Origin of the sequence: Negativibacillus massiliensis, assembly GCF_900148495.1 — a bacterium.
GTDB lineage: Bacteria > Bacillota > Clostridia > Oscillospirales > Ruminococcaceae > Negativibacillus > Negativibacillus massiliensis.
The window spans coordinates 959,636-979,842 of the sequence record NZ_FTRU01000008.1; the positions used below are offsets into that span (position 1 = coordinate 959,636).

19 protein-coding genes are annotated in these 20,207 nt (G+C 47.1%); 5 read left to right on the top strand and 14 right to left on the bottom strand.

The window, feature by feature from the left end; translation table 11 throughout:
- Positions 1-25: 25 nt before the first annotated feature.
- From BQ5375_RS10495 to BQ5375_RS10520, 5 genes are all read right to left on the bottom strand, one after another.
- On the bottom strand, positions 26-928 hold the full coding sequence (locus BQ5375_RS10495; RefSeq protein WP_076917886.1) for a GNAT family N-acetyltransferase: 903 nt from the start codon (positions 926-928) through the stop codon (positions 26-28).
- 18 nt (positions 929-946) lie between these two features.
- Complete coding sequence (locus tag BQ5375_RS10500) at positions 947-2,359, bottom strand: GNAT family N-acetyltransferase (protein ID WP_143529476.1); 1,413 nt, start codon at positions 2,357-2,359, stop codon at positions 947-949.
- An 18-nt stretch (positions 2,360-2,377) separates the two neighbouring features.
- The gene (locus BQ5375_RS10510; RefSeq protein ID WP_022131756.1) at positions 2,378-3,043 is read right to left on the bottom strand and encodes a dTMP kinase; all 666 of its coding nucleotides are present in this window, start codon (positions 3,041-3,043) and stop codon (positions 2,378-2,380) included.
- Between the two features lie 36 nt (positions 3,044-3,079).
- The gene (gene thyX, locus BQ5375_RS10515; protein ID WP_022131757.1) at positions 3,080-3,856 is read right to left on the bottom strand and encodes an FAD-dependent thymidylate synthase; all 777 of its coding nucleotides are present in this window, start codon (positions 3,854-3,856) and stop codon (positions 3,080-3,082) included.
- A 182-nt stretch (positions 3,857-4,038) separates the two neighbouring features.
- Complete coding sequence (locus tag BQ5375_RS10520; protein ID WP_022131758.1) at positions 4,039-4,794, bottom strand: YdcF family protein; 756 nt, start codon at positions 4,792-4,794, stop codon at positions 4,039-4,041.
- 434 nt (positions 4,795-5,228) lie between these two features.
- Between BQ5375_RS10520 and BQ5375_RS10525 the strand changes: the two genes are divergently transcribed.
- Together BQ5375_RS10525 and groL are read left to right on the top strand one after the other, a co-directional pair.
- Complete coding sequence (locus BQ5375_RS10525) at positions 5,229-5,513, top strand: co-chaperone GroES (protein WP_022131759.1); 285 nt, start codon at positions 5,229-5,231, stop codon at positions 5,511-5,513.
- A 51-nt stretch (positions 5,514-5,564) separates the two neighbouring features.
- Complete coding sequence (gene groL, locus BQ5375_RS10530; RefSeq protein ID WP_022131760.1) at positions 5,565-7,196, top strand: chaperonin GroEL; 1,632 nt, start codon at positions 5,565-5,567, stop codon at positions 7,194-7,196.
- 99 nt (positions 7,197-7,295) lie between these two features.
- On the opposite strand, the gene BQ5375_RS10535 is transcribed toward groL, so the two are convergent.
- Positions 7,296-8,135, bottom strand: coding sequence for an acyltransferase domain-containing protein (locus BQ5375_RS10535; protein WP_022131761.1), 840 nt, complete (start codon positions 8,133-8,135; stop codon positions 7,296-7,298).
- A 47-nt stretch (positions 8,136-8,182) separates the two neighbouring features.
- Positions 8,183-9,079: a LysR family transcriptional regulator gene (locus BQ5375_RS10540; RefSeq protein WP_328587011.1), complete on the bottom strand. Its 897-nt coding sequence runs from the start codon at positions 9,077-9,079 to the stop codon at positions 8,183-8,185.
- A 111-nt stretch (positions 9,080-9,190) separates the two neighbouring features.
- Between BQ5375_RS10540 and BQ5375_RS10545 the strand changes: the two genes are divergently transcribed.
- Both BQ5375_RS10545 and BQ5375_RS10550 read left to right on the top strand, forming a co-directional pair.
- Positions 9,191-9,838, top strand: coding sequence for a chromate transporter (locus BQ5375_RS10545; RefSeq protein WP_076917889.1), 648 nt, complete (start codon positions 9,191-9,193; stop codon positions 9,836-9,838).
- A 3-nt stretch (positions 9,839-9,841) separates the two neighbouring features.
- Complete coding sequence (locus BQ5375_RS10550; protein ID WP_076917890.1) at positions 9,842-10,420, top strand: chromate transporter; 579 nt, start codon at positions 9,842-9,844, stop codon at positions 10,418-10,420.
- Positions 10,421-10,477: 57 nt separating this feature from the next.
- On the opposite strand, the gene BQ5375_RS10555 is transcribed toward BQ5375_RS10550, so the two are convergent.
- From BQ5375_RS10555 to BQ5375_RS10585, 7 genes are all read right to left on the bottom strand, one after another.
- Entirely contained in the window at positions 10,478-12,079 is a 1,602-nt protein-coding gene (locus BQ5375_RS10555; protein ID WP_083687603.1) for an ABC transporter ATP-binding protein, read from the bottom strand.
- On the bottom strand, positions 12,076-13,215 hold the full coding sequence (locus BQ5375_RS10560) for a helix-turn-helix domain-containing protein (RefSeq protein ID WP_076917892.1): 1,140 nt from the start codon (positions 13,213-13,215) through the stop codon (positions 12,076-12,078). The genes BQ5375_RS10555 and BQ5375_RS10560 overlap by 4 nt, the downstream gene beginning before the upstream one ends.
- A gap of 165 nt (positions 13,216-13,380) precedes the next feature.
- Positions 13,381-14,748 carry an MATE family efflux transporter gene (locus tag BQ5375_RS10565; RefSeq protein ID WP_022132857.1) on the bottom strand — a complete coding sequence of 456 codons (1,368 nt, stop codon included), beginning with the start codon at positions 14,746-14,748 and terminating at the stop codon, positions 13,381-13,383.
- A complete protein-coding gene (locus tag BQ5375_RS10570) occupies positions 14,741-15,190 on the bottom strand; it encodes a MarR family winged helix-turn-helix transcriptional regulator (RefSeq protein WP_022132856.1) in 450 nt (149 codons plus the stop codon). The genes BQ5375_RS10565 and BQ5375_RS10570 overlap by 8 nt, the downstream gene beginning before the upstream one ends.
- A gap of 130 nt (positions 15,191-15,320) precedes the next feature.
- Entirely contained in the window at positions 15,321-15,899 is a 579-nt protein-coding gene (locus tag BQ5375_RS10575) for a cytidylate kinase-like family protein (RefSeq protein WP_022132855.1), read from the bottom strand.
- A complete protein-coding gene (locus BQ5375_RS10580; protein WP_076918152.1) occupies positions 15,896-17,302 on the bottom strand; it encodes an MATE family efflux transporter in 1,407 nt (468 codons plus the stop codon). Before BQ5375_RS10580 ends, BQ5375_RS10575 begins: the two co-directional genes overlap by 4 nt.
- Positions 17,303-17,660: 358 nt before the next feature.
- Positions 17,661-18,176 (bottom strand): hypothetical protein, encoded by a 516-nt coding sequence (locus tag BQ5375_RS10585; protein WP_022132853.1) that lies wholly within the window; start codon positions 18,174-18,176, stop codon positions 17,661-17,663.
- A 360-nt stretch (positions 18,177-18,536) separates the two neighbouring features.
- Between BQ5375_RS10585 and BQ5375_RS10590 the strand changes: the two genes are divergently transcribed.
- Positions 18,537-20,174, top strand: a complete 1,638-nt coding sequence (locus BQ5375_RS10590) for a Na/Pi cotransporter family protein (protein ID WP_076917893.1) — start codon at positions 18,537-18,539, stop codon at positions 20,172-20,174.
- Positions 20,175-20,207: the final 33 nt, after the last annotated feature.

Sequence of the window (20,207 nt, forward strand, 5' to 3'; positions counted from 1 at the left end):
TAAGCCCCCTCCTGTGTAAGTCAAACTAATCCAGTAAAAATGGCAGATATGCCATCTGTGTATTTTCCGGCATGTCCTCCTTCGAACCGTAAAAACGGATCATTCCGGAAGGAACACGATTTTCTTTGTCTGTTCCGGTCAGACGAATCGTCACCCTGCATTGCAAAAACAGATCGCGCAGCGCTTCTATCGCCTGCTGCTGTGAAACGCCCTGCTGCAAAAGAAGCTCCTTCACGATCACTTCTTCCTCTTTGTAGCGGTAGATGTTGCAGATGCAAAGCTCGTTTTGTCCCTCCATCAGCACATACAGCCCGCCGCCGTACAAAATGCTTTCCCGCTCGGCAAAGCAAAGTGTCTGCTCGTCCCAGAGGATACTCTCCTGCGGGATCAAGTTTATGTGCTTTGGATAATACTCGGATAAGCTCACCGGTTTTAATGACAGCGTCCTTGTATCTAGCTGTTCTGCCCTGCCTTTTGGCTCAAAGAAAAGCTCTCTTCTGGTAAAAAAGCTCTCATAGCCGCGCTTTTGATAAAAGTGATACAGGCTCGGCTCGGCCGGAGCAAGAAGTGCCAGCTCCACGCCCTGCTTTTTCAGGACGTCGTCCGCTGCACCGAGCAATTTACTTGCGATCTGTCTGCCCTGTGCCTGCGGCAGGGTTCCCACCGCAAACAGATAGGCTGCCTTGTACAGTCGAACCTTTCCCTGATGGATGCCGCGGTACTGGCAAGGCAGAAGGGTGAGCATTCCCAGGATAGTGTCGTCATCCTGAAAGACCAGTGTCTGTTCCGGACGGTAGCCGATCGAGAAATAGGCGTCCAGATAGCCGTCATCCGCTTCAAAGCACTCCCGCCAGATGCGCTTGAGCTGCTGTAATGCCAGCGGATTTTGACACATCGGCTGTTCACTCATCAGTCCGATCGTTTCCATCCTGTCCCCTCCCTTTGGTTAAAACTGCTGTTCCGACACCAGTTTTGCATCATACTTGGTCAGCAGGATCTGTGGAAGATAGGAAAGTTTTGCTTTGCGCAGTCCTTCCAGACCGGTGTCGTCCTCACGGTTGATATAGGTGTATCCCTCACAGCAGTGCTGTGCAAACTGCTGATTGATGATCTGATATGCGCCGCGGATGTCGGCAAACGCCTTTTCAAAATGAACCACAAAGGTATCGCTGTTGAGCTTGTGTCCCATCGAATAGGCAATGACCTTGCCGTCTACTCGAATCAGTCCGCCTACCAGACCTTCTTCAAAGAAGTTATCAAACGCTGTTCTCAGCGCGGTTTTTTCCTTGAGCAGTCCGCTGCCCAACGACATCTCGTTCTGGCGGCTCCACTCCTCGTTCATCTGCCAGCATTCATCGATGTTTTCGCTGGTGATGTGCTCGAATTTCCAGTCAGGATAGGTGTTCTTGAATGCATTGAGATGGTTTTTCTTGCCGTGCAGCTTTTTGCCTTTGAGCTCAACTAACGATTCTCTCAGGTAGATATAGTCAAAATAGGCACGCTCTTCGGTAAACTCAAACTGTCCCGGGAACAGTGTTTCCAGCTCCGCCTTCATCGGGTCCAGCAGCAGCGAGATGGTAAAATAAACGTTGTGTTCCTTTGCATCCTGCATCATCGCTTCGATGACCGGCTTTACATCTCCTCTGCCAAACGGATAAAGATAGGAAAATTCTTTAAATCCGCTGCGGATGACGCCAAAGTCACCCATCCGTGCCACCTCGGTCTGGTGAACAAATCCCCAGTTAAACAGGTCGGTAAAGCTGTACTCACAACTGTTATAATTGGAATATCCTAACAGTTCTTCCATCCATTCCTTGTCCTGTAAGGTAATTCTGTGAAAATCCAAGCAAACGCTCCTTTCTTCTGCGTCTGTTACTGTTTGTATCATGATATAAAATGGCTGTTTGGAAAAGCGGTGTGTCACTTCACAGGCAGTCACAAAGCCCATCTTCTGATAAAGATGCTGTGCCCGTTTGTTCCAAGCCGCCACCGCAAGCCGGTAAGACGCGGCATGAAATTTCTGCTTTCCAAACAAAAGCCCTGCCTGCATAAACTCTTTCCCTCTGCCCTGTCCGCAAAGGTCAGGACGCATCCCCAATCCAAAATCGAGAAAATCTCCCTGTGGCAGGGAAACACTTCCCGGAACAGTCGGGATGGTCGCCGAAGCACCAAAGCAGAAATATCCAACCAGCTCCTGCCCCAATGTGCAGGCAAAATAGCTGCCGTCTAGTGGTTCCGCCAGAGTTTCCTCATCCGGCTGGAAGCTGTAAATGGAGTATTCTCCTTCATAGGTCCAGTGGGAAATCTGCTTTGCGTATTCTTCTGTCATGGGCAGAATTTGATATTTTGTCTGCTGCAAAAAAATCCCCCGATTCTGTTATCCCAGCAGAGGTTCCACCTTCTGCCAGATCATCTGTGAGATGGTGTCGATCGGAAGCGGAGACTCCCCGTCACAGCAGGAAAGCACTTCCCATCCGCAGCGCTGTGCTGCATACAGTGCTGCATCCCGGCAGGAAAGCAGGTAGGAAAAATCTGCCTCGTGCAGATCTTTTTTGCTTTCATCGCCGTGGTAGCGGTTTTCCATCAGCTTTTTGGCGGTCTGCGGCTTCATGTCCAGATACAGCACAAGGTCCGGCTTTGGCAGACCCATCTTGCCGTATTCCAGATCTTCCAGCCAGTCAAGAAAGCTGTCCCATTCCTCCTTCGGGAGTTTGGTGGTCTGATGGTACATGTTTGCAGTGGTATAACGGTCCAGCAAAAAGATGCAGCCGTTGTCGTAGTCCTCTTTCATGTGGCGGCGGAAGGTGGCATAGCGATCCACGCTGTACAGAACCGATGCCGCATAGGCGTTGATCTCATGCAGGCTGCCAAGTTCTCCGGCAAGATATGCCCTTACCAGTGCGGAAGAATCCTCCGCATAGTTTGGGAACTTGACCTGTCGGACCTGTTTTCCTGCCTGCTGCGCCTTTTGGCGCAAAATCTCGATCTGGGTGCTTTTTCCGCTTCCGTCCAAGCCTTCTATAATAATCAGTTTGCCCTTCATCACAGGGTCATTCCTCTCATGTTTTTTGGTGGAAAATTATTCTTCCAGAGCTTTCCCGCTTAAAAAGGAAGCTCGAACCTCCTGCATTTTGCCGCAGGTCATCTTGCCTTCCGGACAAGGACCGGACAGACATCCCGGACCAGCCTTTGCAAAGATGGTCGGTGCAATCGGTTTTACCAGCTTTAACATCTGGGTTGCAACGTCACGAATCTCCCACTGAGCGCGGTTGCAGCAGCGCAGATGGAAAAAGTTAAGCAGGCTGCGGGCGTTCATGGTCAAAATCATCTTGGTGTCGCAGGCATTTGGAAGTACAAAGCGAGCATCTTCAATTGCTTTTTTCTCGGATGCACTTTTTGCCTTTTTCTCATCCATTCCCTGCGCGATCATCTCCTGATAGTTTTTCTTCTGGAGAATGTCTGCAAGCTGCATATAAGTTTCGTGTGCCGACTGCATCGCCTTCTGGTAAAGCTCTGCTGCCTGCTCATTTTCCGCAATCTGAGGCGGTGTCACGAAAGAAAACTGTTTTTCTTTTACATAACGCTGGCTCTGCACCGAAAAGGATGCAATGCGGTGACGGGTGATCTGCGCGAGCAGGGTGCGGGAAACTTCTTCGATTCCAAAGGTAAAGCTGATGTGCTCGATCGGGCTCTGATGGCCAAAATCGGTCAGCATATTCAAAAAGCTGGTGGTCTTTTCCTCATCCAGCCCATCCATCAGATCCGAAATAGTTGCTGGGCTGTAACACAGCTTTGCCGAAGCGGCAACCAGCTTTTCCGGGTCCGGAGTGTGGGCGATCAGGGTAACTTTTGCCATAATCTGGTTCTCCTCTCTGCGTATAATCTCCTGAAGGATGAACATATATCAGGATCAGCATCCTTCTCATCATCAGGTCATACATATTTTTATTATACCAGATTGGTGGGATAGGAGACAAGGGTTTCCCTCACAGTTTCTCACCAAATTCGCCCAGTTTGTGCCGGTGAAAGATGTGCATTTTATCCAAGGATCAGCATTTTCAGGATTCCGCCCAGCTCCCGAACTGCGTAGGATGGGATGGTCAGAACCGGTGTCCTGCCCGAAATTGCCCTTGCATCCACACCATTTCGCATTCCATACATCCAGGCACGAAGCTGATGAAAGCCATCGGTACACAGGATAATATTTTGACTCAGATCTTCTTCTTTGACAAGCGCAAGCGAATACAGCAGGTTTGTCTCTGTACTGGTCGAACGGTCTTCCTCATAGACCCGCTCTGCATCGATTCCATGCTCTACCAGAAACTTTTTCATCACATGTGCCTCGGTATAGCTTTCGTTGTCGCCCATTCCGCCGGATACCACACAATCCGCCTGCGGATTTTCAGCAAGATATTCCATCGCACACTCCAACCGACGGCGGAGCATCAGCGACGGTTCCTCGCCGTTTACCTTGCATCCCAGCACCACCACGGTCGCCTCACCGGTCTGCTGCGGCGGACGGCACCAAGCAAAATAGTTCCAGATCACCGCATGGGCAAACAACCCAGTCAGTGCGATGACACCCAGTGTTGTCAACATTCTTTGTTTCCTCCCTGTCTTTCGTTCCAGCAGCACCGTCAGCCAGAGAAATCCCCCCAGCAGACACAGCAGCACCGAACCGATGTTGAACACCCCGATTGGAACTGCCGCCATTCCCATCAGGAATAAAACGGCGCCGCAGATCATAAAAAATTTCTGTCCAAAGCGCATTCTGTTATATTTCATCTTACTCATCCGTCACGCCTTTCCTGCATGTCTGATGCATCTTGATCGCATCAAAAGTAAAAATCCTTCTATTATAAAACGATCTATTCTTTATTCATTCTTCCCCGATTTTCATAAAACCTCTGTGTGTATCCTACCATAAATGAATGGAAATTTCATCCCACTTTCCTACGATAGTCTTATAATTTTTTGTAAACTTGCCAGAAAAAGGAAATCACCATAAAAAACTCCTGCCAAACCGCCCTTGTTTTTGAACAAAATGTTAAATATTGGATTTGTTTATGAATTTATCCCACAAGCCCTTGATTTTTTCTGGAAATGAGGTAAAATACAGTTAGCACTTAAAGATAACGAGTGCTAAAAACGTAAATCCTTCTGGTTGGTAAAACCGGAACATCCTTTTGTTACATTTTAAACTTTAAATTATATGGAGGAATGCAGTCATGAATATCAAACCATTACTTGACAGAGTTGTAGTAAAAATGGTAGAGGCTGAAGAAACCACCAAGAGCGGCATCATTCTCGCTGCTGCTGCCCAGGAAAAACCACAGATCGCAGAGATTATTGCAGTTGGTCCTGGCGGATTTGTTGACGGCCACGACGAAAAGATGGTTGTTACCGTTGGTCAGAAAGTTCTCCTGAGCAAATATGCCGGCACACAGGTAAAGGTTGACGGCGAAGAATACACCATCCTGCGTCAGTCCGATATCCTTGCAATTGTTGAATAGTATTTTTCGATCTTTGACAGATTGTTTGACTAAAATTGGAGGTTATGTATCATGTCCAAAGTAATCGCATACGGCGAAGAAGCAAGAAAATCTTTACAGAGAGGTATTGACCAGCTGGCTGATACCGTTAAAATCACCCTTGGTCCAAAAGGACGCAATGTTGTTCTTGACAAAAAATTCGGTGCACCACTGATCACAAACGACGGTGTTACCATTGCAAAAGAAATCGAACTGTCTGACCCATTTGAAAACATGGGCGCACAGCTGGTAAAAGAAGTTGCAACCAAGACAAACGATGCTGCTGGTGACGGTACCACCACCGCTACCCTGCTTGCTCAGGCTCTGGTTCGCGAAGGTATGAAGAACGTTACTGCTGGTGCTAACCCAATGGTACTCAAAAAAGGTATCCAGAAAGCAGTTGACACCGCTGTAAAAGCTGTTGTTGCAAACTCCCAGAAGGTAAACGGCTCTGCTGATATCGCAAGAGTTGCTACCGTTTCCTGCGGCGATGAAGTAATCGGCAACCTGATCGCAGAAGCTATGGAAAAAGTTTCCGCTGACGGCGTTATCACTCTGGAAGAATCCAAGACCGCTGAAACCTATACCGAAGTAGTAGAAGGTATGCAGTTTGACCGCGGCTACATCTCCCCATACATGGTAACCGATACTGACAAGATGGAAGCTGTTCTGGATGATGCTCTGCTGCTCATCACCGACAAGAAGATCTCCAACATTCAGGAAATCCTGCCTCTGCTCGAACAGATCGTTCAGTCCGGCAAGAAACTGCTCATCATCGCTGAGGACATCGAAGGCGAAGCTCTCACCACCCTGCTGCTGAACAAACTGCGTGGTACCTTCACCTGCGTTGCAGTAAAAGCTCCTGGCTTTGGCGACAGAAGAAAAGAAATGCTGCGTGATATCGCAACCCTGACCGGTGCAGAAGTTATCTCCTCCGAACTGGGTCTGGAACTGAAAGATGCTACTATCGATCAGCTCGGTCACGCTTCTCAGGTTAAAGTTCAGAAAGAGACTACCATCATCGTTGGCGGCGGCGGCTCCAAAGAAGCAATCGCAGAGCGTGTATCCCAGATTCGTGCACAGCTTGCAAACAGCACATCCGAATTTGATACCGAAAAACTGCAGGAAAGACTGGCTAAACTGGCTGGCGGCGTTGCAGTAATCAAAGTTGGTGCTGCTACCGAAATCGAAATGAAAGAAAAGAAACTGCGCATCGAGGACGCTCTGTCCGCTACCAAAGCTGCAGTTGAAGAAGGCATCGTTGCAGGCGGCGGTACTGCTCTGATCAACGCAATCCCAGCAGTTCAGGCTCTGGTTGACTCCTGCGACGGCGACGAAAGAACCGGTGCTAAGATCGTTCTGAAAGCTCTGGAAGAACCAGTTCGTCAGATCGCAATCAACGCTGGCGTTGACGGCTCCGTTATCGTTAATACACTGCTGACCTCCGGCAAAGTTGGCTACGGCTACGATGCTTACAACGAAACCTATGTTGACATGATCCCTGCTGGTATCGTTGACCCAACTAAGGTTACCCGTTCCGCACTGCAGAACGCAGCTTCCGTAGCTTCCATGGTTCTGACCACAGAATCCCTGGTTGCTGACGAAAAAGAGGAAAAAGACCCAATGGCAGGTGCTCCAGGCGCTGGCATGGGCGGCATGATGTAATTAAAAATCATATTAGCTCTATAAAAAACGCATCCGTATGTTATCAGCATACGGATGCGTTTTTGTTTTGCTTTCAACAGTGCTACCCTGTTTTCTAATTTAAATTCGGATAATACCACACCCAAATCCTAAATTTTCTTTGTCTTCTAATGCTATCCTTTGTAGAAATGTAGATTTAGAAATCTTTGTTTTTCTATCTTCAAACAGATTTTCCATCGCCTGTTCTGAATCACTGCATTGGCCAATAATCTCAAACCGTTCTGCAAACTTCCTGATCTTCGAATACTCTGGAAGCTTCTCTATCATAGGAGGATACAACAGCCAGCTGTAACAGAGAAACGCCTGATAGTTCACCGTTGGAAAATGTTCTGCAAAAAACTGCTTTGCCTTCTCAAATGCTTCTTCCACCAAATCAGGACAAATATCCGAATTTCGCTGAATATGACAATTTATCACACGAACACCGCTTGGCAGCTCTTCTTTTACGGTTTTGGGGAACTGCATATAGTCTTCTCCAATTGTTTCTTTATCCAGATATATCATCTGAAATGGCTGAAACTGCAAAACACCAATCTTAAATAGATTAACATTCATTATATGCCGAAACCAGATAACATCATCTTTTGATAAGCCAACTTTTCCGTTTTTTCTATAAAAGAAAGCTGCCCTTAATGAAACATCTCGAAACGTTTCAAAAATAATATCATCAGAAATTCCCAGCCGTTTATATTCTGTATACTTTTGACTGAGAAGATGGGTTAGTACAGTCAGCCTTGTTAAAGGCTGGTGATTACATAATGGAAAATGAAAGTCTGCTCCCCAATATGCTTTCCCTGCGATTCTTTTGATAACAGGATAGTCCTTCTTTCTTTTTCTCTGGAGTGCTTGTTCAATCACATCTTCGTACTGTAAGTGGGATAGCATCTCATGATAATCCATCTTTTGTCCTCCCCAAATCTCTCTCCACCTTTGTAAAGCCAGTTAGATTATCCTTTCAGCTGCTCATACAAGCTGCGGTAGCGGTCGGAAAAGATGCTTCCCTTGCGCCAGATCATAGTGATATCGTGGCTCTCCTGAAAATCGCACAGCTCCATCTCCCGCAGCTTTCCGCTTTTGATGTCGTCCTCGACCGCTGCCTCGTACAAAAATCCGATGCCGCATCCCTTAATCAGCATCTGCTTGCAGACGTTCATGTCGCCGACCTCAAATACCGAATGAAAATCCGACAAATCCAGATTCTGCCGGCTTAAGCTGCGCGTGATGATCTCCCGGTTACCAGAGCCGGATTCCCGCACAATCAGCGTTTCTCCCAGCAGATCGGAAATCTGCCGGGGCTTCTTTACAAACGGATAGTCCGGCGCGCATACCCCAACATAGCGCTCGGTCTTGTACAGCAGCGAGTCATAATCAGTCTTTCGGAAGTATCCTTCCAAAATTGCAAAGTCAATCTCCCCTGCATCCAGACGCTCGCACAGCTGCTGGCTGTTTTCCACCTGCATCGAGATCTGCGCATCGGGATATTTTTTCTGATATTCTGCCAGCGGCCCTGGAATCAGGTACATTCCTACCGTTGGCGTCACTCCGAAGGAAAGATCGTTTTCGGTTTGGCGGATCTGCCGTATCTTCCTGCGCAGATAGGTCTCGTCCTGCTTCATGGTAATTGCTGCACTGCGCAGCAGCTCACCGGACTTTGTCAGCGAAAGCTGTTTGTTCTCATAACAGAACAGCTTTGCCTGATATTGCTCCTCCAGCCAGCGAATGTGCTGCGAAACTGCCGGCTGTGTGAGGTTTAACTCCTGTGCCGCTCTGGTGTAGTTCATAAAGCGGCAAACCTCCAAAAAGGTATCGATACGAAAATCCAGCATCCTCTCACCCCAATTCATAAGATATATTTATTATAACATAATAATAAATCATTTTTCATTATTGATTTTTTATGATATTCTAGATGAGGATTTAGAACAGATTACAAAAATGCAAAGGAGAGAATCCTCATGAAAGAAAACAAGAGATCCGCACAGACCCTTTGGCAGCTTTTTAAAGCAACCTTCCTGCTCAGCGCCTTCACCTTCGGCGGCGGTTTTGTCATCGTGTCGCTGATGAAGAAAAAATTTGTAGAAGAATTAAAGTGGCTGGACGAATCGGAGATGCTGGACATCACCGCAATCGCACAGTCCTCCCCCGGTCCGATTCCGATTAACGCTTCGGTCATTCTCGGCTACCGGATGTGCGGCATCCCGGGTTCTCTGATTGCGATTCTGGGCACCGCCCTTCCTCCAATGATTATCATTTCGGTCATCTCCTATTTTTATGTACAATTCCGCAGCAACCAGATCATCGCGACTGCGCTGCAGGTTATGCGCGCTGGCGTTGCGGCAGTCATCTTTGACGTGGTATGGAACCTCGCCAGAAATGTAATCCACACCCGCCGCGCACTTTACATTCTTCTGATGGTCGGCTGTTTTGTTGCAAAGGTCTTCTTCGGTGTCGAGGCTATGATCATCATTCTGGGCTGTCTTGCTGTTGGAATTCTCGACCTCGTATTCCAGCTCAAAGCTGAACGCAGCACAGGACATTCCGCATCCTGCAGCAAAGATCATGAAGCTGCAGCCGTTACAAGCGATACTGTCAAGGAGGCATAAGAGATGAGCGTATTATTTCAGTTATTTTTTGCATTCATTCAGGTTGGTCTGTTCAGTGTAGGCGGCGGATATGCAGCAATTCCGCTGATTCAGAACCAGATTGTCGACATCCACAAGCTGATGACCCTCGGAGAATTTACCGACCTCATCACCATCGCGGAGATGACCCCGGGACCGATCTCCATTAACTCTGCAACCTTTGTCGGCACCCGTCTGGCAGGTATTCCAGGTGCAGTGCTCTGTACCCTCGGATGTATCATCCCATCCTTTATCATCTGTCTGACACTGGCTCATTTTTACTATAAGTACCGCAACTTCAGCGGCGTGCAGACCGTTCTTTCCGCTCTGCGCCCTGCAGTTGTCGCACTGATTGCCTCCGCCGGACTTTCCATCCTGCTGCTGGGACTTTTCATGTCCGACCTGTCCGGCATTACCCTTGCAAACTTCCGTCCAATCGAGACCTGCCTGTTTATCGGCGGATTCTTCCTTCTGCGAAAATACCGCGTCAACGCTATCGCCATCATCTTTGGTACCGGTGTGGTGGGCACCCTTGCTTATTCCCTGCTCGGTATGGTCGCTTAAAAACCCTTTATCAAAAAAGCTCTCCTCTTTTAGGAGAGCTTTTTTATTTTACTTAACTTAAATTTCATAAACCCGGGTCAGCTGTTTTCGGATGCTGTCGCGCAGGTTATGGGTGATGACGATGACACACAGCTCCTTTCGGTTCATCAGGTTCTGCTCGATGTCCAGCGCATTTTCTTCGTCAAGTGCTGAGGTTCCCTCATCGAGCACCATATAGCACACCTTGCGGATCAGTCCTCTTGCTAATGCGATTCTCTGCCGCTGTCCGCCCGAAAGGTTCTTGCCGTTTTCCAAAATGATGCTGTCCAATCCGTTTGGCAACGAGTTTACAAGCTCCTGCAGCCTGCACGCCTTGATGACCGACCAAATTTCCTGCTCGGAGTAATGTTGTCCCAGCGTGATGTTAAACCGCAGACTGTCCTGAAACAGATAGACCTGTTGGTCGACGTAGCCGATTTGCTCATAAAGGCTGCTGACATCTGCCTGCCGCTGCTCGATGCCATCATAGCAGATGCGCCCTTCATATCGGGGAAGCAGCCCCAGCAAAAGCTTCATCACAGTGGTTTTTCCGCTGCCGCTCTCGCCGCAGACGGCATATTTTCCACCCGATACAAAGGAAAAATCCCGCTCGGTTAAAATCTGCTTTTCTCCATAGGCAAAGGAAAGATTCTGCATGGTAATTTCATCGATCGGCTTGTTGATTTCCGCTCCCTCGTTTTTTACGACAGACAGCTCAAACTTTTCCCAGAGGGGCTTTGTCGAGCGAATGGAAACCACCGCTTTGACCGCGTCACCAATTCCGTTAAAGAACTGTCCGCAGAGGTTTCCCACTGCAAAGATAATGCCGATGGGCGCGGCTCCAGTGATTGCCGCAAAGGTGGCAACCAGCGTCAGCACGATCTGGTTATTGCAGCTTACAAGTGACAGCAAATTCTGCACCGTACAGACGGTTCGGTTGCTCAAAAAGATCTGCTGTTCTGCTTTGTCGGAAGAAACGGCGATGCGCTCCACAACTTTCTGCCGCAGATTGCTCAGATAAAAGATTCCTGTTCCCATGATGGTATCCTTGTAAGCTTCCACGCTCTGCTCCATCGCCTGAGAGCGCCGCTGGGTCGCCCGCTCCATTGCTTTGTTCATCAGCTGTGGGACGGTAAACTGAATCACAAACAAAATCAGCGCCGCTACACCCAGATACCAGCTGCTCATACTCATCACCACAAAGGCAAAAAGAGCAGAAAAACCTCTGCGGATTCCCTGAAACAGCTGTTCAAAGGCGTTTGTGTACAGCTGATCGACATCGTTTCCCAACCAGGAAACATAGGCGCCGGAATCCTTCTGATAAAACTCCTCATAGGAAAGGGACGCAAGCTTTTGGGAAGCCATTTTGCGCAGATCATTTTTGATTCTGCGCTGCATCCATGCAAGGGATAAATCCCCCAGGTATTCGGTAAGGATACACAGTCCAAACATTCCTACGGAGCCAAGTGATGCCAAAATCAGCTGACGCACGCGGTCACCCTGCGCTTCATAGGCATTGAGAATCCAGCTGAGCGAGTACCCCGCAGCAACTGCAAAAATCGCTGAAATCACCATCACAAATCCGATTCCGGTGAGCATGTTTCTGTTCTTCCGTAAGATATCCCGATATCCTTTCATCATTCCCCACTCCTTCCAAGGGTATATTCTCCCAGTGCTCCCGCCTTTACTTCCTCGTCCACCTGACGGGAGACCTCTTCAAACATCGCATAAAGCTCCGGCTGTTCCTCCCTTGTGTCCCGATGCAGTCTGGTCTTGAGATACTCTGTACCGCCTGCGCCGTAATCCAGTAGGTGCCGTCCTTCCAGCCGACCCTCAAAAAACCGGCAGGTCACCACTTGTTCTATCGGTGTCATGTCATACGCCCTTGCCAGACGATGAGCTTTGAGCAGATATTCCTTTGCCCGTTCCCTGTCTCCGGCATCCAGAAAAAATTCTCCCAATGAGGAAAGGATGGTAATAACCGCCATATCTGTTTCACAAAAACCCTTATCCGGACGCACCGTTTCCAGTGTATTGATCATCCATCGCATACATTCCCCTGCTTTTTCCAACTGCATTTTTCCGTAATAGATGCTCGCCAGAGCAACCATTGTTTCCGAAAGCTCCTCAGTCAGCTGGCGGAAAGCTTTCTGCGCATACGGCATTGCTTCCTCGTGCCGCTTCATAATGTCGCTCAGTGCTTGTGCAATGCGGGCGTTATTGACACCGTTTACATTGTTTTCCCGGTAAATTTTTACCGCCTGCTCCGGCTGCCTGCTGTATAGATAGGAGTCCCCCAGCTTGTTTTTAAGCGTCCATAAGCTCAGCTCCGGATCGGTGTTCTGACTAAACAGCTCAATCGCATGACAAAGCAGCTCCTGTCCCCGGTAAACATGACTTTTATCATTCTCCGCCCCCACATCCAGATGAATCATTGCCAGCTGATAGACCAGCTGAAAATGGTTTGGATAGCGCCTAAGCTCCTTTTCTCCCAGCCTGATTGCCTGTTCATAGTCGCGCTGCTGCCGCAGCTTCTTTAATCTCTCCAGCGTTTGTTCAAGCGAGCTGTTCTGCCACTGATATCCCAGCAAGGCATCCACCGATACCGCAAAAAAATGCGCCAGCTCCATAATCATCGATAGATCCGGCGTGGTCGCGCCGCTCTCCCACTTGGAAACCGCTCCGACCGTCACATCCAGACATTCGGCAAGCTGTTCCTGGGTCATCCTTTTTTCCTTCCGCAAAGCACGGATATTTTCGGCAAGTTTTCCTTCCATTTTCCGTTTCTCCTTTCGCTTTTTCCTTCTGGACTTATCATACCATCCGACTTTCTTTTTTAGAAGGGAACAGCTATACAATTTGGAAAGTTTTTATTTTCCTATCAGGAAAGTCCATGCAAAAAGAACAGGGCGAAAGCTCTCATATACTTTCGCCCTGTTTGCTTAAGAAACAACATCTGCCTGTTCTTTTAAAATCGAAAACTCCTTTTTGACCAGCAAAACCGATACGACAAATGCGATAAAATCTGCAATTGGTCCTGCAAGCAATACACCAAAGATCCCCAGCCACAGCGGCAGAATCAGGATCAGCGGAATCAGGAAAAATACCTGTCTGGTCAAAGACAGCAGCAATCCTTTGAGTGCCTTTCCAATCGCGGTGAAAAAGCTGGAAGAAAGCACCTGTACCCCGTTAACGATCACCATGAACAAAAATGTCCTCATGAACAAAACCGCAAAATCAAAGTAAAGTTCCTCCCCACTTCCAAAGATAGAGATGATGGGGCGCGGGAACAACTGGAACAACAAGAATCCAACTGCAGAAATAACAAAATTCCAGCGTATTGCCAGCAGATATGCCTGCTTTACCCGATCATACTTGCGTGCACCGTAGTTAAATCCGATAATCGGCTGAACCCCCTGCGAGATTCCTACAATGATGGAAAGCAGGATTGCGTTTGTTTTCATCACAATTCCGCAGGCAGCCAGCGGGATATCCTCCCCATAAACAGACATTGCTCCGTAGTAGGTCAGCGAGTTGTTCAATACAACCTGAACAATCGTAATAGCAATCTGGTTGACACTGCTGCTGATACCCATGGAAAGGGTGTGCAGACCATCCCTCCAGTCAGGACGGAAACATTCCTTTTCCAACGTGATGGTTCGGAATGCCCACAGGTAACGTATTGCCAGCAGGAAGGACAGAATTTGTCCCAGAATGGTCGCAAGCGCGGCGCCAAACATTCCCCACTGAAAAACAAAGATAAAGATAGGGTCCAGAATGGTGTTGACCACTGCGCCTGCCACCATACAGATCATGGAGTATTTCGGGCTGCCATCCGCACGAATCAGATTGCTGATACCGTTTGTCAAAATCAAAAACGGCATACCAATTAAAATAATGCTCGCATAACTCTGTGCATACGGCATAACCTCTGTGGTCGCACCAAAGATGCGCAGCATCGGTGTCAGCAGTACTTCTCCCAACACCAGATACAAAATTCCTGCCAGAACCATCAGCGTTACACCATTTCCCGCGATCTTTGCCGCCTGATCGGTGTCTCCCCTGCCAAGACAGATGGAAAAACGTGAAGCGCTTCCAATTCCAATCAGCAATGAGATGGCAAGACAGATGGTGGACAACGGGTAGGACACGTTGGTCGCTGCATTACCCAGATAACCGACACCCTGCCCGATAAATACCTGATCGACGATATTGTATAAGGAACTTACCAGCGTTGCTGTAATGCTTGGAACTGCAAAGCTCCGCAACAATTTGGATATCTTTTCATAACCCAAAGGATTTTCATTCATCAAACTCGTCTCCCTTACGCTCTACATCCAGTTTTCCGGCAATTTGTTTGCCTGCTCGAATCAATACATCCGCAAAAATTTTCTGTTCTTCCTCGCCGATTTCTTCCATCAGCATTGATTCTGTCCGGTCGCAGATTTCCTGAACCTGTCCGGCAATCGCCAAAGCTTTCTCGGTCGGATAAAGACGACAGGTTCGTTTGTCTTTTTCATACAATGTTCTGGTCAAAAAGCCCTTCTTTTCCAGTGCCAACACTGTTCGGACAACGTTGCTTGGATGAACATAAAAGCTTTCCAGCAAGGAATCCTGTAAAATTCCGGGATTCTCGCAGATCTTTAATAGGTACATATGCTGGCTGCTGTTGATTCCCAGCGGAGCAAACTGATTATCCAGATATACTTTGGTAAAACGGTCAGCGACTGAAATCCATTTTAACAGTTTCATTTTCGTGTTTCCCCCTTTTCTTCTCTTCAAGAAATTACTATATCACAAAATGCGTGCGCACGCAATAATATCTTGAAAGAAAAAGCAGCAGAACAAAATAGTCTGCCGCTTTTTCTTTCAAGAGGATACCTTAATAGAGCATCTGCAATATTTTCACACACTGCTCAATCCCAAGTTTTCCGCTGTCCAGTGTAATCTGATAATTTTTGGCGTCGCCCCATTTCATATCGGTATAAAACCGGTGATATGCGGCACGCCGTTTGTCCTTGTCGCGCAGACGTTCCTGTGGTGAGACTTCCCTCTCCCCATATACCCGCACAATACGATCTGCACGATAGTCCATACTGGCATGGATAAAAGCGGTTAGACAATCGGCTTTATCCCGCAGAATATAATCAGCACACCTACCTACAATGACACAGGATTCTTTTTCGGCAAGCTCGGTGATGATCTTCCACTGAATTTCCCAAAGATAGTCCTCATTGGTCGGACCAAAGGAACGGTTGGAAAGCGCTGAAGCCAAAAATCCTCCTGGAGAATATTCCCCCGCATCCTGGATATACTCCTCTGCAAATCCGCTTTCCTGTGCAATCTTATGGATCAGTTCCCGATCATAACAGGGAATCCCCAGATTTTCCGCTACCTTTTTCCCGATAGTGCGTCCGCCGCTTCCAAACTCACGGCTGATTGTGATGATTCGGTTTTTCATACTTTCTCAACTCCTCTTGTGTTCAATTCCCGGTAGGTGCGCAGGATCAGAAAAAGCGCAGCAACAAAGGTTAAGATGTCCGATACCGGCATGGAGTACAGCACCCCGTCCAGTCCAAAGAAGATAGGCAAAATCAGCGCAAACCCTACGCCGAAAACAACCTCACGAACCATGGAAAGAGCTGTGGATGCCGCTGCTTTTCCCAAAGCCTGCAAAAAAATAAAACAAGCTTTATTGATACAGGCAAGGACAACCATGCACAGATAAATGCGAAATGCCCTGACTGCAAACTCTGTGTAGTAAGTGCTTTCATTCGCTGCACCAAAAATCAAGATCAGCTGACGAGGGAAAAACTCTGCCAGAATAAAAGCGATCGCGCCCACTGCGGCTTCCATTCCAAGCAATATTGAAAAAAGCTGTCTGACTCGGTCCTTTTTTTCCGCTCCCATATTAAACCCAACGATCGGGATACATCCGGCAGCAATTCCAACCACAATGGAAATGACGATCTGGAAGAACTTCATCACGATACCAACTACTGCCATCGGGATCTGTGCATACTGTGGCTGACCAAAAATCTCATCTGCTGCGCCATATTTTCTAAGCATATTATTGATTGCAGCCATCGCAGCAACCAAAGAAATCTGGGACAAAAAGCTGGTGATACCCAAAATCAGCGTTTTTGTGCTGACTGTCCGGTTTATCTTGAAATCCTGCTTTTCCGGTCTGATAATCCTCATGTGAAACAAATACCACACCGCCAAAATGGCTGTAACAACCTGACCAATTACAGTGGCTACCGCTGCCCCCATCATGCCCCATCGGAACAAGAAGATAAATACCGGATCCAAAATAATATTGATCAGTGCACCGGCCAGAGTGGATGCCATCGCAAACTTTGGATTTCCGTCTGCACGGATAATCGGATTCATCGACTGTCCAAACATGTAAAACGGGATTCCTAAACTGATATAAAAGAAATACTCTTTTGAATGGGAAAAAGTTTCCTCATTAACCGTACCGCCAAACATCGAGATAATCTGTGTTTGAAATGCCAGATAAACAGCAGCCAGCACAAGACTGCTCACCACGCTCATTATGACCGCATTGCCGACGCTGTTTTTGGCCTGTTGTTTGTTTCCTTTTCCCAGACTGATGCTCACAAATGCACAGCGGCCATCACCAATCATGACCGCGATTGCCAAAGCAACCACCGTGAGTGGAAATACAACCGTATTGGCCGCATTGCCATAAGAACCAAGATAACTGGCATTTGCAATAAAGATCTGATCCACAATATTATAAAGTGCCCCAACCAAAAGGGAGATCACACAGGGCAGCGCATATTGCTGCATCAGTTTCCCAATCGGTTCTGTGCCCAGATATTGATTGGAATGTTCCATTTTTTCACCTTCTCTTTCGTCCAAAATGTATCTTTCTTCCTCTCCGGATGATACCACAGATACTCTTTAAACCGTATTTCTTTTTAGGATTGCTGTTGTATCGCCCTTAGCGGAATAAAATTATCCGATTGTTTTGCTTAATTTAAATCCTCCATTCAGTTTAATTTTCCGGAAAACAAAAAAACGTGCAGCATACACGCAACCGGAATTACGCATGTATGCTACACGTTGTATTTTCATTATACCTGAATTTTATTTGATTTTCAAAGGCAGTTTTAAACAAAAAATAGCAAAAAAGAGCGCGTTATTTTCCGTCAATATGATTGTTGGATAACCTTCTAAAAATAGAAAGATATTGTTATTTCTTCCCTTTTTTGTCTTTGAGCCTAGCCGCCAATTGCTCTGCCTGTTTTGCTGTCTGTTCAGATGCCCGATACAGCCACCTTTCGCTGCTGGTCTGGTCTAGCAGCAGGATGACACTTCCCTCTTCTCCCGCATCCTGCACCGAAAGAAAGTGTTGCAGCTCTTTGTCCGCAACGGTCAGACAGACAGAAAGCCCATGCTCTATCCCCTCACACGCTTCCCAGCTTTCGATATCAAGTAATTGTAAAAGTTCTGTCTGCTCTTCGCCAGATAAAGAAACCTGTCTTCCAAAATCATCCGGGCCATCTTTGTCAAATCCCGCAATCACAAACTGCTCCACCTTCCAGGAATTTGGCAAAACAGATTCTGCTTCTTTAACTTCGCTTTGTTCCTCATGCGCTTCTTCCGAAGAACTTTGCAAATCATCCTGTATGCTTCGTGCACAGGCAGAAACATTCAGCAGGACAAGAAATGTCATCAGCACAGCAATTATTTTTTGATATCGCATCATAAAACTTCCTCCCCGTGCCTTAGCATGATTCATCCTTTTCTTTCATTTTACCACAACAATCGGAGCAATTCTATTGTCTTTTACAGAAATTTACTTTTACACTCATAGATTTTTAAATGTTATTGTTTTAACACACTTTAGAAAAGATACACAAAAGCTCTTTTCAATCACAACTTATTTTAAAAGAGTTTAACAAAAGCCTTTGTTTCTCTCAAATACTGCATTTGTCTTAATAAAATGTCAATGTTAAATCCATGTAAAATCGTGTTAAATTTGCGCGTTGCATCTTGCTTTTATTTCAAATTTTGTGTATAAAATTAATAGTAAAATAAATTTTTGTAAAATCATGGAGGAAGTATTGTGAAGATAACAGATCTAATTAGCCTGCTTGGTGGTCTTGGTTTGTTCCTTTATGGCATGCAGATGATGAGTAACGGTCTCGAGGCTGCAGCCGGAAACCGCATGAAAAAAATCCTGGAAAAACTGACTGCAAATCGTTTTCTTGGTGTTCTGGTCGGCGCCGGCATCACCGCTGCCATCCAGTCCTCTTCTGCAACAACCGTCATGGTTGTCGGCTTTGTAAACTCCGGTATGATGACATTGGGCCAGGCTGTCTGGATTATCATGGGTGCTAACATCGGTACCACCATCACCGGCCAGCTGATCGCTCTGGACATCGGTGCTCTTGCCCCTCTGTTCGCCTTTATCGGTGTTGCGCTCATCGTCTTTATCAAGAAGGAAAAGGTTCATCACTACGGTAAAATCATTGCCGGTTTGGGTATTCTGTTTATCGGTATGGATATGATGAGCTCCGCGATGATGCCGCTGCGTGATTCCCAGACCTTCATCAACCTGATGACCAAGTTCTCCAATCCTGTACTGGGTATCCTTGCTGGTGCACTGTTTACCGCTGTCATCCAGTCCTCTTCTGCTTCTGTTGGTATCCTTCAGGCACTTGCAGGAAGCGGTGTAATCGGACTTTCTCAGGCAGTATATGTTCTGTTTGGTCAGAACATCGGTACCTGTATCACAGCAGTTCTGGCTTCGATTGGTACTGCACGCAATGCGAAGAGAACCACTATCATCCATCTTCTCTTCAACATCATCGGTACCACCATCTTCACCATCGTTTGCATCCTGACCCCATTTGCTGCCTTTGTAGAGAGTCTGACTCCGGACAACGTTGCAGCCCAGATTGCAAACATGCACACCATCTTTAATATTACAACTACCATTCTTCTTCTTCCTTTCGGCACCTATCTTGCAAAGATTGCAACCAAGATTCTGCCGGACCTGCCGGAAGAAAAAAGCGACGTTATGCATCTGGAATACATCCGTCCTATTCCAATTGAAAACCGAGGCGAAACCAAGATCGGTCTTTCTGCAATCGCAGTAAACGCGATCAAAAACGAGCTGCTTCGTATGGTTAAAATGGCAAAAGAAAACGTTGATGCCAGCTTCGAAGCTGTAAAAGACGGAAAAACCACCCTTCTGGAAGAGGTTCGTGACCGCGAGGAATATATCGACTACCTCAACAAGGAGATCTCCAAATATATCTCCAAGATCATGGTAAAAGAAAGAAACCCGAAAGACTCCCAGTACATGAGCGCACTGTTCAAAGTATGCGGCAACTTGGAGCGTATCGGTGACCATGCTGTCAACATCTGCGAATACACCAAGATGATCGAAGAAAAGAACATCACCTTCTCCAAGGAGGTAATCGGTGAAATCGCACAGATGCGCGAAATCTGTGTCAAAGCACTTTCCAAGGTTGAATCGATCGACAACGGCATCAATGTTGCAGAGATTGCAAGCATTGAGGAAAAGATCGACGAAATGACCGAACAGTTCCGTAAAAACCAGATCGACCGCATGCAGGTCGGCAAATGTTCCGACGAAGGCTGTGTCCTCTACTCCGAGATGCTCACCGACTTTGAACGTATCGGCGACCATATCTTAAACGTAGGTCAGGAAATGGCTGGTGCAGTAAACGAATAATCGTATCACACAAAAGAACAAAAAAAGGACACC